At 64.7% G+C, this 13204-nt stretch carries 12 protein-coding genes; 6 read left to right on the forward strand and 6 right to left on the reverse strand.

What is annotated here, in order from left to right; all coding sequences use genetic code 11:
- Window positions 1-1440 (reverse strand): aspartate ammonia-lyase, encoded by a 1440-nt coding sequence (aspA, locus tag ACFI9K_RS18505; RefSeq protein ID WP_462664851.1) that lies wholly within the window; start codon window positions 1438-1440, stop codon window positions 1-3.
- A 99-nt stretch (window positions 1441-1539) separates the two neighbouring features.
- On the opposite strand from aspA, the gene ACFI9K_RS18510 reads away from it, so the two are divergent.
- Both ACFI9K_RS18510 and argG read left to right on the forward strand, forming a co-directional pair.
- Window positions 1540-2247 (forward strand): FadR/GntR family transcriptional regulator, encoded by a 708-nt coding sequence (locus ACFI9K_RS18510; RefSeq protein WP_462664852.1) that lies wholly within the window; start codon window positions 1540-1542, stop codon window positions 2245-2247.
- Window positions 2248-2318: 71 nt separating this feature from the next.
- On the forward strand, window positions 2319-3734 hold the full coding sequence (gene argG, locus ACFI9K_RS18515; protein ID WP_462664853.1) for an argininosuccinate synthase: 1416 nt from the start codon (window positions 2319-2321) through the stop codon (window positions 3732-3734).
- Between the two features lie 72 nt (window positions 3735-3806).
- On the opposite strand, the gene ligD is transcribed toward argG, so the two are convergent.
- Both ligD and ACFI9K_RS18525 read right to left on the reverse strand, forming a co-directional pair.
- Window positions 3807-4760, reverse strand: a complete 954-nt coding sequence (gene ligD / locus ACFI9K_RS18520; protein WP_462664854.1) for a non-homologous end-joining DNA ligase — start codon at window positions 4758-4760, stop codon at window positions 3807-3809.
- Between the two features lie 34 nt (window positions 4761-4794).
- Window positions 4795-6255 (reverse strand): AAA-type ATPase lid domain-containing protein, encoded by a 1461-nt coding sequence (locus ACFI9K_RS18525; RefSeq protein WP_462664855.1) that lies wholly within the window; start codon window positions 6253-6255, stop codon window positions 4795-4797.
- Window positions 6256-6405: 150 nt separating this feature from the next.
- Between ACFI9K_RS18525 and ACFI9K_RS18530 the strand changes: the two genes are divergently transcribed.
- The 4 genes from ACFI9K_RS18530 to ACFI9K_RS18545 all read left to right on the forward strand — a co-directional run bounded on the left by ACFI9K_RS18530 (window position 6406) and on the right by ACFI9K_RS18545 (window position 9646).
- The gene (locus tag ACFI9K_RS18530) at window positions 6406-7449 is read left to right on the forward strand and encodes an amidohydrolase family protein (RefSeq protein WP_283315827.1); all 1044 of its coding nucleotides are present in this window, start codon (window positions 6406-6408) and stop codon (window positions 7447-7449) included.
- 1 nt (window position 7450) lies between these two features.
- Window positions 7451-8230 carry an iron-sulfur cluster assembly protein gene (locus tag ACFI9K_RS18535; RefSeq protein ID WP_462664856.1) on the forward strand — a complete coding sequence of 260 codons (780 nt, stop codon included), beginning with the start codon at window positions 7451-7453 and terminating at the stop codon, window positions 8228-8230.
- A gap of 5 nt (window positions 8231-8235) precedes the next feature.
- Entirely contained in the window at window positions 8236-9261 is a 1026-nt protein-coding gene (locus tag ACFI9K_RS18540) for an NAD(P)-dependent alcohol dehydrogenase (RefSeq protein ID WP_057475466.1), read from the forward strand.
- Between the two features lie 61 nt (window positions 9262-9322).
- Complete coding sequence (locus ACFI9K_RS18545; protein WP_462664857.1) at window positions 9323-9646, forward strand: putative quinol monooxygenase; 324 nt, start codon at window positions 9323-9325, stop codon at window positions 9644-9646.
- Here ACFI9K_RS18545 and ACFI9K_RS18550 read toward each other — a convergent pair.
- From ACFI9K_RS18550 to groL, 3 genes are all read right to left on the reverse strand, one after another.
- Window positions 9643-10545, reverse strand: coding sequence for an alpha/beta fold hydrolase (locus tag ACFI9K_RS18550; protein ID WP_462664858.1), 903 nt, complete (start codon window positions 10543-10545; stop codon window positions 9643-9645). The two genes, ACFI9K_RS18545 and ACFI9K_RS18550, sit on opposite strands and share 4 nt — an antisense overlap.
- A gap of 30 nt (window positions 10546-10575) precedes the next feature.
- On the reverse strand, window positions 10576-11355 hold the full coding sequence (locus tag ACFI9K_RS18555) for an RsiV family protein (protein ID WP_462664859.1): 780 nt from the start codon (window positions 11353-11355) through the stop codon (window positions 10576-10578).
- 163 nt (window positions 11356-11518) lie between these two features.
- Entirely contained in the window at window positions 11519-13144 is a 1626-nt protein-coding gene (gene groL / locus ACFI9K_RS18560) for a chaperonin GroEL (protein WP_008713461.1), read from the reverse strand.
- Window positions 13145-13204 lie beyond the last annotated feature (60 nt).

The raw sequence follows: 13204 nt of genomic DNA on the forward strand, positions 1-13204 counted from the left end.
TCACCTCGTCGATGTCTCGGGAGCAACCGAATGCTCGGTGGGAGCCACCCGCAGGTTCGCGAGATGCTCGGGGCTGAGCAGGCGATCCAGCTCTTCTCGGGCCAGCAGCCCCTTCTCGAGCACCAGATCGACGACATTGCGGCCGGTGACCAGTGCTTCCTGCGCGATGGCAGTGGATTCGACGTATCCGAGATACGGGCTGAGCGCGGTGACCAGACCGATCGAGTTCTCGACGCGCTCACGCAGCAGATCCACGTTGGCGGTGATGCCGTCGACACACCGATGCGCGACGGTCCGGCACGCGGCACTCAGATGCGCCATGCCGTCGGACAGGGATTTGACGATGATCGGCTCGAATGCGTTGAGCTGCAGCTGCCCTGCCTCGGCGGCCATCGTGATGGTGACGTCGTGTCCGATCACCTCGTAGGCGACCTGATTGAGCACCTCGGGAATGACGGGGTTGACCTTGCCCGGCATGATCGACGAACCCGCTTGCATCGGAGGCAGATTGATCTCGTTGAAGCCCGCGCGCGGACCGGACGACAGCAGGCGCAGGTCGTTGCAGATCTTCGACAGCTTCACCGCGACGCGCTTGAGCACGCCGGAGAGATGCACGAACTGCCCGACGTCCTGAGTCGCCTCGATCAAGTCCGTCGCGGTGACCAGCGGCAGGCCGGTGATGGTGCGCAGGTGCGCGACGGCCGATTCGGTGTATCCGGCGGGCGCGTTGAGGCCGGTGCCGATGGCGGTGGCACCGAGATTGATCTCGTGCACCAGCAGGGCGGCTTCTTCCAGCCGAGAGCAGTCCTCGTCGATCATGATCGCGTAGGTGCCGAACTCCTGGCCGAGCGTCATCGGCACCGCATCCTGCAGCTGGGTGCGGCCCATCTTGACGACGGTGGCGAACTCGCTTGCTTTGCGCTGGAACGAATCTCGTAGCACCTTCATCGAGGCGATGAGCTCGTGCACAGCGAAGATGGTCGCGATGTTCACCGACGTCGGGTACACGTCGTTCGTGGACTGCGAGGCGTTCACGTGCTCATTGGGATGCAGCATCGCGTAGTCGCCGTGGGGATGCCCGAGGATTTCCAGGGCGCGATTGGCGATCACCTCGTTGGCGTTCATGTTGGTCGAGGTGCCGGCACCGCCCTGGATGACGTCGACGACGAACTGCTCGTGCCACTGGCCGTCGAGAATCTCCTGGCACGCTGCGCGAATTGCTTCCCCGCGGGTGGCGTCGAGAATCCCGAGGTCCTGATTGGCCGACGCGGCCGCCCACTTCACCGCGGCGAGCCCACGCACGAGGTGCGAGTTGGTGGAAATCGGACGCCCGGTGATGGGGAAGTTCTCGAGGGCTCGCAGAGTGTGGATTCCCCAATACACGCTCGTCGGGATGTCACGCTCCCCGAGAAGATCCTTCTCGATACGGGTATCGGCCACAGTGCGCTCCTAGGTGGGGGTGTCCAGCTGTCCGGCTGTCTGACAGGTAGAGTGTGGCGCAGAACACCTCATCGGTCAACCCCACGCTAGGATCACTGCATGAACCTGTCGGACAGCTGGGCAGTCAGTGCGCCCACCAATGCCCGCATGAGCGCGGCCGAGGCGGTGTTCGCAGACCTGCGTACAGCGATCTCGTCGGGTGATCTTCCCGTCGGGCAGAAGCTGCCGTCCGAGGCCGCATTGGCTGCTCGTCACAGCGTCAGCCGATCCGTCATCCGCGAAGCTCTGCGCTCGTGCCACGCCCTCGGTCTGACCGAAACCAAAACTGGTCTCGGCACGTTCGTCGTCCGTGATCGCGTCGGCAGCGACCTCGACATCGGCAACTACGAGGCCCGCGAACTCATGGAAGCCCGCCCTCACGTGGAGATCCCGGCAGCCGGCTGGGCCGCGGAGCGTCGCACCGAGGAGGAGTTGACCGTGCTGGCCGGCCTGGCCGACGAGATGCGCTCCGAGGACGACCACGAAGCCTGGGTGCTGCTGGACGCGCAATTTCACACCGCAATCGCACGGGCGAGCAAGAACCGAGTGTTCGAGTCGATGATCGTGGACATCCGCGATGCGCTGACGCGCCAGTCCGAAACGTTGAATCTCGTCGCGCATCGGCAGCAGCAGTCCAATATCGAGCACGACGCCATCGTCGACGGCATTCGATCCGGCCGATACGACGCCGCTGCCCGTGCCATGACCGCCCACCTCGATGCTGTCAGGGGTGCAGTGGAGTCGCTCGCCGATCGGCCCAGCCAGTGAATCGGCCCGGGCAGCGCTACGACTAGGCCGGGAGTGAAGCCTGCGGAACGACCCCCACTAAGCTGCAGGCCGTGACGAAGGTACTGAACTCCCTCCCGGTCGGTGAACGCATCGGCATCGCTTTCTCCGGTGGTCTCGACACCTCGGTCGCGGTGGCATGGATGCGCGAGCACGGCGCGATCCCGTACGCCTACACCGCGGACATCGGCCAGTACGACGAGCCGGATCTGTCCGATGTGCCCGAGCGCGGCGTGGCCTACGGGGCCGAGCAGGCGCGGCTCATCGACTGCCGCGAGCCCCTCGTCGAGGAAGGCCTCGCTGCACTGACCTGCGGTGCATTCCATATTCGGTCGTCGCTGCAGACGTACTTCAACACCACCCCACTCGGCCGCGCGGTGACCGGCACCATGCTGGTGCGCGCGATGCAAGAAGACGGCGTCTCGATCTGGGGCGACGGTTCTACCTACAAGGGCAACGACATCGAGCGGTTCTACCGTTACGGCCTGCTCGCCAACCCGGAGCTGCGGATCTACAAGCCCTGGCTGGATGAGGCGTTCGTGACCGAGCTCGGCGGCCGCCACGAGATGTCGCAGTGGCTCAGCCAGCGCACACTCCCCTACCGCGATTCCGCCGAGAAGGCGTACTCCACCGACGCCAACATCTGGGGTGCCACCCACGAAGCGAAGAAGCTCGAGTACCTCGACACCTCTCTCGAAATCGTCAGCCCCATCATGGGCGTTCGGTTCTGGGACCCCGAGGTTGATATCGCGCCCGAGGAGGTCACCGTCGAATTCGAGCGCGGCCGCCCGGTCCGAATCAACGGACAGAGCTTCGCGAGCCCCGTCGACCTGGTCATGGAAGCCAACGCCATCGGTGGCCGCCACGGACTCGGCATGAGCGACCAGATCGAGAACCGCATCATCGAAGCCAAGAGTCGCGGCATCTACGAGGCTCCCGGAATGGCGTTGCTGCACATCACCTACGAGCGCCTCGTCAACGCAATCCACAACGAGGACACCGTCGCGTCGTACCACAATGAGGGTCGACGACTCGGGCGTCTGCTGTACGAGGGACGTTGGTTCGACCCGCAGGCACTGATGCTGCGCGAGGGTCTGCAGCGCTGGGTCGGCAACGTCGTCAGTGGCAGCGTGACGGTGCGTCTGCGCCGCGGCCAGGACTTCACCATCGTCGACACTCAGGGCACCAACTTCAGCTACCACCCCGAGAAGCTGTCGATGGAACGCAGCCAGGGCCAGGCATTCTTCCCCGGCGACCGCATCGGCCAACTGACGATGCGCAATCTCGACATCGCGGACTCGCGCAGCAAACTCGAGCAGTACGCCGCACAGAATCAGCTCACGGCCTGGGGCGATCTCATCGGCGAGCTTCCCGCGGGCGGAGCCGACGCCATCGCCGCAAGCAGCCCCGGCAGTTCGGTGGATTCCTCGGCCCTCGACAACGCCGCCATCGAGTCCGGTACCGACTAGCTGTCTTGTTGCTGCCGAACTCGAAGTTATGAACGGATTTTCGCCGATTTCCGTCCATAACTTCGAGTTCGGCTACTCCTCGGGCTCGGTCAAACCCTGATGCTCGTCTCGCTCCGCCCATTCGAGTAGCTCGTCGATGGCGAACACCGCGTCGTCGATGCCCGCGTGCAGGTCTCCCAACTCGGCAAACCTGGCGGGCACGGTGAAGATCGTGAACTCGCGTGGATCGACGTCCGGCACCTCGTCCCACGAAATGGGCGTCGAGACAGTCGCTTCCGCGTTACCCCGCACCGAATACGCACTGGCGATCGTATGGTCGCGGGCATTCTGGTTGTAATCGACGAACAGCTTCGACGGATCGCGGTCCTTGCGCCACCACGTCGTCGTGACGTCGTCGGGTGCGCGGCGCTCCACCTCCCGCGCGAATGCCAGTGCAGCCCTTCGCAAGTCCTTGAAACCGTGGGCGGGGTCGATCCGAACGTAGATGTGCAGCCCGTGACCGCCCGATGTCTTGGGCCAGCCGACGGCACCGAGGTCCGACAGAACTTCCTGCACTACCCCGGCGACGCGCTGCACCCGATCGAAGGGGCAGTCGGGCATCGGATCGAGGTCGATGCGCCACTCGTCGGGCATCTCCACGTCGGCGCGACGGCTGTTCCACGGATGGAATTCGACGGTGGACATCTGCACTGCCCACGCCACGTGCGCCAATTCGGTCACACACAGCTCGTCCGCGGTGCGGTTGTAGCGGGGAAACGTCACCTCGACGGTCTCGAGCCACGGCGGTGCCCCGTTCGGCACGCGCTTCTGGTGCACCTTGTCGCCGGCAAGGCCTTTCGGGAATCGATGCATCATGCACGGCCGCTCCCGCAGCGCGCGCACGATCCCGTCACCCACGCTCAGGTAGTAGTTCACCAGATCCAATTTGGTGGCGCCGCTCTCGGGGAAATACACCCGATCGGGGTTGGAGATTCGGACGATGCGGTCGCCGACCGGCAACTCGATCGACGGTGAGCTACTGGCCATGAGATCGAGAGTAGGCGATCATGTGCGCAGCTGTTCAGGAACGGAGCGTGATGCCGTAACGGTCCCTCTTGCGGTAGATCGTCGCCCGGCTCATTCCCAGCTCCTCACCCGCCTGACTCATCGTGATACCGGGCCGGCTGAGCACCCTGATCATTTCGTCGCGTTCGAAGGTCTCTATTCGGGTCAGACGCTGCGTGGTGCGCGAGAGAACCTGCGGCGGCAGGTGATTCACTCCCACGACGTCGGCTCGGACAGCTGCGTCGTGCATCACCGTCGCCAATTCCGCAACGTTGCCGGGCCACGAGTATGCAACCAGCGCTCGTTCGGCGTCGCCGGTCAGACTCACGTCGCGTCCACGCGCCCGCAATGCCAGGTGCAGAGCGAGCGGAGCGATGTCCTCGGTCCGATCGCGTAGCGGCGGCACCTCGACGACCGAATGCACCCGCTGCGCCAGGGCGGATGGAACGGCGTCGTAGTTCGAGGCGGTGAGGGTGACGGGCACCCCTTCGCCGGCCCGAGAGATGATCTCCGCCAGCGCGTCCGCCCCTCGCGCCGGCAACCGATCGACGTCGCGGACGATCACCGCGGTGTCGGGCTTGGCCAGCTCGGGTGTCCACAGATCGAGCCAGGCATCGACGTCGGCCGCCGCTGGAACACCCGCGCTCAAAATGCGCCCGCGCGGTCGAATGCTGCGAAGTGCTCCGGCCAGGATCGTGGCTCGACCGGCTCCCGACTCCCCCACCAGCAATACCGAACCATGCTGCGACAGAGCCGATTCAGCGGAGATCAGGGCACGATTCCACAACGGCGATCGAGCCGGGGCACTGCCGCCGCCCGGCCTGGCCGAGGACGCTTCGACGCGGAATACCGTCCCGCGGGGAGCCGGACGCGCATGCTGCCCCTGTGCTCTGGCAAGCATCATCGCGGCCGTGTTGCCTGCTGCAGATTGAGCAAGGGCCAGAAGAAGATCCGTCGACGATTCCGACCACGTGGTGAAGTTGACGCAACCCTCGACGGCGCCGGTCATGGGGTTCAGAACCGGGGCCGCCGCGCACGTGTACCCGGTGAGCGAGAGCGAATAATGCTCCGACGCGCGGACCACTGCGGGCACTCGATCGGCGAGCGCGAGGGCCAGGCCATTGGTGCCCGCCTGGTTCTCGCCGTACGAGAAACCGGGGGCAAGATGCACGCGGTCGAGCGCGGCCAACAACTCACGATCCGCGCTCACCCGATCGAGCACCAGACCGTCCGCATCGGTCAGCATCATCGACACCGGCTCGTTGGCCAACGTATCGCGCAGTCCGTCGAGCACCTCGCGCCCACATCGATAGAACAGCGATTCGCCGTCGTAGGTACCCGAGAATGCGGGTGCGACGTCCTCGAGCGGCACTCCGAACTCCTGGCTTCGATGCCAGGACGCGAGCAACCGATGTGAGACGGCAGCGAGGGGCTCCGAATGCATCCGGGCCCGGACGAGACCCTCGGAATCTGCCATGTGATCCAGGTTACATTCGCCGGTTGCCATGCATTCGCCACCAGTGTCTCGAATTGAGACATCGCCCCACGTCATCGAGCCGCCTCCGCGCCTACCGTCGAAAACAGATCGCTTGTGACGCACGTCACGCACAACTTCTGGAGGTCAGGCATGTACAGCAAGAACGGCGAGAACTACTTCATCGTGGACGCCCACGTCGCACTCTGGGATGCGCGGCAGGAGAACCAACGCAATATCCACGGCAAGCAGTTCATCGACTGCTTCTACGATTACCACCGCAACCTTTCTCCCGAGAGCGAGCTGTGGACGTACGACGAGTACCTCTATCAGGGCGGCGAGCGTCTGATGCACGACCTGTTCGATATCGGATACGTCGATCACGCCATCTTCCAGCCCGCTCACCTGGGCGAGTTCTACAAATCCGGCTTCGGGCAGACCGAGGAGGCATCCGCGCTCGCGGCGGCTCACCCGGACAAGCTGACCTACAACCATCACTTCGACCCGCGCAACGGCGAACGTGGCCTCGATCAGCTGCGTGCGGATGCAGAACGCTTCGGATTGAAAGGCGTCAAGCTGTACACCGCCGAGTGGCACGGCGATTCTCGCGGCTACAAGCTCGACGACGACTGGACGCGGCGCTACCTCGAGGTGTGCCGCGAGGTCGGTATCAAGAACATCCACGTACACAAGGGACCGACCATCCGTCCGCTCGATCGCGATGCATTCGACGTTGCTGACGTCGACCACGTGGCCACCGACTTCACCGATCTGAACTTCGTCGTGGAACATTGCGGACTGCCACGACTCGAAGACTTCTGCTGGATCGCCACCCAGGAACCCAACGTGTACGCAGGCCTCGCCGTGGCGATCCCGTTCATGCACACGCGTCCGAAGTACTTCGGTCAGATCATGGGTGAGCTGCTCTACTGGCTGGGCGAGGACCGCATCTTCTTCTCCTCGGACTACGCGCTGTGGACGCCCAAGTGGTTGGTCGAAGGATTCGTCGACTTCCAGATCCACGAGTCACTGGACGAGTACGCGCCGATCACGCTCGAGCAGAAGAAGAAGGTGCTCGGGTTGAACGCCGCGAAGATGTACGACATCCCGGTGCCCGCCGAACTGCAGCTGCCCGACGCCGACGAAACCGAGACCGGACCGCGTCAGCCCGAGCGCGCCGACCTCGCGGCGGTGTGAGATGACCACTGCTGTGACCACCAGGAAGGACGAGGCGTACCGCGCTCTCGACGTCGTCCTGGATCCCGAATTGGACGAACCCATCACCGATCTCGGCTTCGTCCGATCCCTCGAGGTCGACGACGGCACCGTCCACGTTCACCTCCGGCTGCCCACGTCGTTCTGTTCGCCGAACTTCGCGTACCTCATGTCGGGCGATGCGAAAGATGTGTTGACGGCGTTGCCCTGGACCGAGCACGTTCTCGTCGAACTGGACGACCACCACGACTCGGACAAGATCAACGCCGGGCTCGCCGCCGACGCGGGTTACCGGGGCACCTTCGGGCACGAGGCCGAAGAAGACCTCGACGAACTGCGAGCAACGTTCCGGCGCAAGGCCTACGTGGCGGCGATGGAACGGTCTCTCATGGCGTGGTTGCGCGTCAATCCCGACTCGACCGAGAACGACTTGGCCGCAGTTGTTCTCGGAGACCTTCCGGATGATCGCACGACGACTGCGCTGCTTCGCCGGCGTGAGGCCCTCGGCCTGCGGACCGACCCGGCCGCTCCGGCACTGGTCGATCACACTGGCCGCCCGCACACCGGCGACCTGACGATGGTGATGCGCCGCGCCCGCGCCACCCGCGTCTCGATCGACGGTAATGCGCACTTCTGCCGCGGTCTGCTGCAGACCCGCTACCCCGGGTCGGAGGAGCAGCAAGTACCTCGCACGGAAGGCGCGTTCATTCCCCTCAGCACTCTCACCGTCCAGACCGGCACTACACAGGAGCACTCTTCATGAGCACGATGCGCGCAGTTCAGGTGGTCGGGTACCACAAGAACCTGGAGATGACCGAGGTGCCGATTCCCGAAGTACAGGGACCTCTCGACGTGATCGTCAAGATCGGCGGTGCCGGCGTCTGCCGTACCGATCTGCACATCCTCGAAGGCCAATGGGCCGAGAAGTCCGGCGTCACACTGCCTTACACGATCGGCCACGAGAACGCCGGGTGGGTACATGCCGTCGGGTCGGCCGTCACCAACGTCCGTGAGGGCGACAAGGTGATTCTGCATCCACTCGTCACGTGTGGGTTGTGCCGGGCGTGCCGCTCGGGCGACGACGTCCACTGCGAGACGAGCGACTTCCCCGGCATCGACACCAACGGTGGCTACGCCGACTATCTGCGGACCAATGCGCGAACCGTCGTGAAGATCGACGATTCACTCGAACCGTCCGCAGTGGCGGCGCTCGCCGACGCCGGCCTGACGGCGTATCACGCGGCGGCGAAGGCGGCCCGGCGGCTGACTCCCCGCGACAAATGTGTCGTCATCGGCGCAGGCGGCCTCGGACATATCGGCATTCAGGTGCTCGAGGCGCTCTCGCCCGCCGAGTTGATCGTCATCGACCGCAATGCCGACGCGGTGAAGCTCGCGCTGACTCTCGGAGCCGACCACGCGGTGGTGGCCGACGGCAGTCAGGTCGATCAGGTCATGGAACTCACCGGCGGATTCGGCGCAGAGGTGGTCCTCGACTTCGTCGGCGAGAACGGTTCCACCGCAGAGGGATTGGCCATGACGAGGCGGGCGGGCGACTACCACGTCATCGGGTACGGCGAGAACGTCGACGTACCGACGATCGATCTGGTGTCGGCCGAGAAGAACATCGTCGGCAATCTCGTCGGCTCCTACAACGACCTGTGCGATCTGATGTCTCTCGCCGCCCGTGGCGCCGTCAACCTGCACACGCAGACGTACGCACTGGACGATTTTCAAAGCGCCATCGACGACCTCGACAACGGACGGGTTCGCGGCCGCGCGATTCTCGTACCGTGAAACGGGGTAGTAACCGTCAGCACCACACCGACTACGGTCACATCGAACACAGGGAGCAACGTTGATCTTCATCACCGCCAAGTTCAAGGTCAAGCCAGAGCACGCCGACAACTGGCCCGAGATCTCGCGCGATTTCACCGAAGCATGCCAGGCCGAAGAAGGATGCCTCTGGTACTTCTGGTCCCGCACCCTCGACGACCCCACCGAGTACGTCCTCGTGGAGGCCTTCAAGGACCCTGATGCCGGCGGTGCCCATGTGAATTCGGATCACTTCAAGCAGGCCCAGAAGGATCTCCCGCCGTACCTGCAGGAGACCCCCAAGATCATCAGCCAGGAAGTGGACGGCACCGACTGGAACGAATTGGGCGAGCTCGCGGTCGACTAGGTCCGTTCGCGGTCCCGGACCACCTGGCCCAGAGTCATGACAGCGTCGGCGAACTGCCCGGGTAGCTCCTGGGGCGGGTTGTGGCCGCAGTCGACCTGACGCACATCGATCAGATCGGTGAAATGCGCCGCGTGGTCCGGGCGGCCGTACAACGAGGCAACGGTGTCCTCGGTCGGATCGATCACGACCGTGGGCACCGTGATCGTCGGTTGACGCGTCAGCAACTCCTGCGTTGCTGCGTAGGCCGGATCCCCGGCCTCGATGCCGTACCGATGTCGGTAGGAGTGCACGGACACGTCCACGAAGTCGGGGTTGTCGAACGAGGGCGCGGTGGCCGCGAATTCGGAATCACCGAACCGCCAGGTGGGCGACCAATCCGTCCACAGAGTCTGGGCGATTTCGGCGCGGTAGGCGCCAAGCCCGGCCCGGCCCCGCTCGGAGTGCAGATAGTACTGATACCAGTAGCGCTTCTCGAGGTGCGGCGGCACCGGCGTGGACACCGCCGCCTCGATGTCCTGGATCAGGTACCCGGAGACGCTCACCAGGCCCGACACCAATTCCGGCCACAGCGCGGCGACGACGCAGGCCGCGCGCCCACCCCAGTCGTAACCGGCGACGATCGGTTCGTTCAGGTCCAGCGCGAGGATCAACTCGCGAAGATCGTGGCCGATCGCGGCCTGCTCACCCGAGCGCATCGTGTCCGCGTCGACGAACCGGGTCGGTCCGAAGCCGCGCAGGTATGGCACCACCACGTCGTATCCGGAGTCGGCGAGCAACCGCGCGACGTCGTCGTAACCGCGCGGGTCGTACGGAAACCCGTGCATCAGTACCACCGAGCGACCGGACGGATCACCGACGCGGTCGAATGCCACCTCCAGCACCCCTGCGCGAATCATCATCGGTCCATGTTCGCATTGTCGGGACACGGCTCAGCTGCTGAGCACGTCCTGCATGCCGGGAGCGAGGACGTCGGACAGCTCGGTCCACGGAACGGTGATCGTGATGAGGCCGATGCCGTACGCCCCGACCTGGTAGTCCCCGAAGTGAATGTTCATCCCCTCCGGCGAGGCGGTCCAGTTGCCGAAGTTCGCCACCGTCGGCTCGATGCCCGAGCGCTCGAAGCCGTCCCCTGCGCGCGTGGTCGGAAGAATCTGCGCTGCTCGCTCCGACAGCCGAGCCAGGCCCGCGTCCAGATCGGTGAAGGCATCGCCGAGAGAGATCGGTTGCGCGGTGTCGGCGTCGATCGTCACAGTCGCAATCAGCGAATTGCCGTGCGCTCCGGGCGGGACGGCGATCCAGTCGGTGATCTGTTCGGCACTGATCACGCGCCGACCGACGTAGGTGGTGCCCTGCGCATAGCCGTCGCTGAGGGCGAAGTCGTTCCCGTAATCACCATCGATCTGGTCTTGCAGCGCTGCGCGCATCGACTCGTTGAACTCCGCTGTCACGGCAGGATCGCCGCCGCTGAGCTGTGGAATTGCGACGTCGTACGTCGCACGCGCCGTCGATCCGGTGACCCGGGTACTGCCGACGACATACGGTTCGGCGGCTGCAGTAGACGTGGCCACCGCCGTCGTGGTCGGCTCGGTCGTGGTCGTCGGTACAGCAGTGATCGTCGGTGCAGCAGTGGTCGGTGCGGACGCCGGGGTGGCGGTTCCCGAAGAAGCGCATCCTGCCAGTGCCGCGGTCACGGCGAGTACAGCGGCCATCGAGCGGATTCGAGTCATTACCCACACTAACCACAACTCCGCACCGTCTGCTTCGAATCGGGTGCAGTAAACCGCGCTGAGCGCGGCTGATTGCACCCGATTCGAATACGAAAAAGCCCGACCCCGCGGAGCGGAGTCGGGCTTCTTCAGCGAGGGGGTGGACTCAGAAGTCCATGCCGCCCATGCCACCGGTCGGATCGCCAGCGGGCGCTCCGGCCTTCTCGGGCTTGTCGGCGACGACGGCCTCGGTGGTGAGGAACAGAGCCGCGATGGACGCTGCGTTCTGCAGTGCCGAGCGGGTGACCTTGACCGGGTCGTTGATGCCTGCAGCGAGCAGGTCCTCGTACTCGTTGGTCGCGGCGTTGAGGCCGTGACCGGCGGGCAGGTTGGAGACCTTGTCCGCAACGACGCCGGGCTCGAGGCCGGCGTTGAATGCGATCTGCTTGAGCGGAGCGGACAGTGCGACGCGAACGATGTTCACGCCGGTTGCCTCGTCACCGTCGAGCTTGAGGTTGTCGAGTGCGGGCGCTGCCTGGAGCAGTGCCACGCCGCCACCGGCGACGATGCCTTCTTCGACGGCTGCCTTGGCGTTACGCACGGCATCTTCGATGCGGTGCTTGCGCTCCTTGAGCTCGACCTCGGTTGCTGCTCCGGCCTTGATGACTGCAACGCCACCGGCCAGCTTGGCCAGGCGCTCCTGCAGCTTCTCGCGGTCGTAGTCGGAATCGGAGTTCTCGATCTCGGCGCGGATCTGGTTGACGCGACCGGCGATGGCGTCGGAATCTCCCGAGCCTTCGACGATGGTGGTCTCGTCCTTGGTGATGACGACCTTGCGTGCCTGGCCGAGCAGTTCGAGTCCGGCGGTCTCCAGGGAGAGGCCGACCTCTTCGCTGATGACCTCGCCGCCCGTGAGGATGGCGATGTCGGCGAGCTGCGCCTTGCGACGGTCACCGAATCCGGGAGCCTTGACGGCGACGGACTTGAAGGTGCCACGGATCTTGTTCACCACGAGGGTGGAGAGAGCTTCGCCCTCGACGTCCTCGGCGATGATGACGAGCGGCTTGCCGGACTGGATGACCTTCTCCAGCAGCGGCAGCAGGTCCTTGACGGTGCTGATCTTGGAGCTGACGAGCAGGATGTACGCGTCTTCGAGGACGGCTTCCTGACGCTCTGCATCGGTGGCGAAGTACGCCGAGATGTAGCCCTTGTCGAAGCGCATGCCCTCGGTGAGCTCGAGCTGCAGGCCGAAGGTGTTGGACTCCTCGACCGTGATGACGCCTTCCTTGCCGACCTTGTCCATTGCCTCGGCGATGAGCTCGCCGATGGACGGGTCGCCTGCGGAGATACCGGCGGTAGCAGCGATCTGCTCCTTGGTGTCGATCTCCTTGGCGGACGCGAGCAGCGACTCGGTGACGGCTGCAACAGCCTTCTCGATGCCGCGCTTGAGGCCGAGCGGGTTCGCGCCGGCTGCGACGTTGCGCAGGCCTTCACGGACGAGTGCCTGAGCGAGAACGGTAGCGGTGGTGGTGCCGTCGCCTGCGACGTCGTCGGTCTTCTTGGCGACCTCCTTGACGAGCTCGGCACCGATCTTCTCGTAGGGATCTTCGAGCTCGATCTCCTTGGCGATGGAAACACCATCGTTGGTGATCGTGGGAGCTCCCCACTTCTTCTCGAGTACGACGTTGCGACCCTTGGGGCCCAACGTCACCTTTACTGCGTCGGCGAGGGCATTGAGGCCTCGCTCGAGGCCACGGCGTGCCTCTTCGTCGAACGCGATGATCTTGGCCATTGCGAAGTGATCCTCCGGATTGGGGGTGACACATTGCTGGCCGAGCTCGGTGCCCGCGAC

It is taken from the genome of Rhodococcus sp. PSi06 (assembly GCF_054960675.1).